The organism is Streptomyces solitudinis, from assembly GCF_036323765.1.
Lineage (GTDB): Bacteria > Actinomycetota > Actinomycetes > Streptomycetales > Streptomycetaceae > Streptomyces.
Genome location: NZ_JAZDCW010000028.1, coordinates 1 through 1,011, shown reverse-complemented (window position 1 = coordinate 1,011; position 1,011 = coordinate 1). Strand labels below are relative to the sequence as shown.

Below are 1,011 nucleotides of genomic sequence, written 5' to 3'. Positions count from 1 at the left end.
TCACGAGCTGCCACAGCCCGTCGGGTGACGTGACCCCGCCGGGGTAGCGGCACGCCATCCCCACGATCGCGATGGGCTCCTGGGCCTTGCTCTCGACCTCACGCAGCCGCTTGCGGGCGTCACGGGCGTCGGCGATGGCCCGCTTGAGGTATTCCCGGAGTTCCTGCTCGTCAGCCACGTGGGTTCAGCTCCCCGAAAGTGTGTCTCTGTGGTCGTTGGTCGGCTTGGGCTGGGCCGTCAAGTGGGCGGGCTCAGTCGAGTTGGTCGATCAGGGCGAACAGCTCCTCGTCGCTGGCGGCGTCGAGGTCCTTCTCGTCGGACGTGCCGCCGTCGCCGGCGGCGCGCTGGGCGGCTTCCTCGGCGAGACCGGCCAGTTCGCGCAGCCGTCCGGCGATCTGCTGGGCGGCGGTGTCGCTGTCCGCCTGGACCGCGGCCTGGATCTGCTTCTCGATGCGGTCCAGACCGGTCAGCACCGGGGTGGCCGCCGACACCTCCTCCACGACGATCTGCTCGCGCAGGTATCCGGCGAGCACGCGGGGGTTGGGGTAGTCGAAGACGAGGGTGCTGGGCAGCTTGAGCCCGGTCGCGGACTTGAGCTGGTTGCGCAGTTCGACGGCGGTGAGCGAGTCGAAGCCCAGCTCGGAGAAGGGCCGTCCCGGCTCCACCGCGCCCGGGTCGGAGTGGCCGAGCACTCCGGCCACCTGCGCCCGCACCAGATCGGTGAGCAGCCGCTCCCGGTCGGGTGCGGACAGCGGCGCGAGCCGCTCCGCGAGGCCCGGTCCCTCCGAGGTGCCGGACCCGGCCACCGCAGTGCGGCGCCGTGCGGCGGGGGCCAGTTCCCGCAGCAGCGGCAGCAGCCCGCCGTTGTCGGCCTGGCGGCGCAGCGCCGAGGTGTCCAGCGGGGTGACGGCGTGGAGCGGCGCGCCGCTGCCGACGGCGGTGTCGAAGAGGGCGAGGGCGTCGTCGGTGGGCAGGGGCCGCAGGCCCAGCCGTCCCAGGCGGCGCAGGTCG

At 73.4% G+C, this 1,011-nt stretch carries 2 protein-coding genes; both read right to left on the bottom strand.

Going from position 1 to position 1,011, the window contains the following annotated elements; translation table 11 throughout:
* A partial coding sequence (locus V1J52_RS25980; RefSeq protein ID WP_330142419.1) for a polyketide synthase docking domain-containing protein occupies positions 1 to 178 on the bottom strand: 178 nt, incomplete at its 3' end.
* A gap of 73 nt (positions 179 to 251) precedes the next feature.
* A partial coding sequence (locus tag V1J52_RS25975; protein ID WP_330142418.1) for a phosphopantetheine-binding protein occupies positions 252 to 1,011 on the bottom strand: 760 nt, incomplete at its 5' end.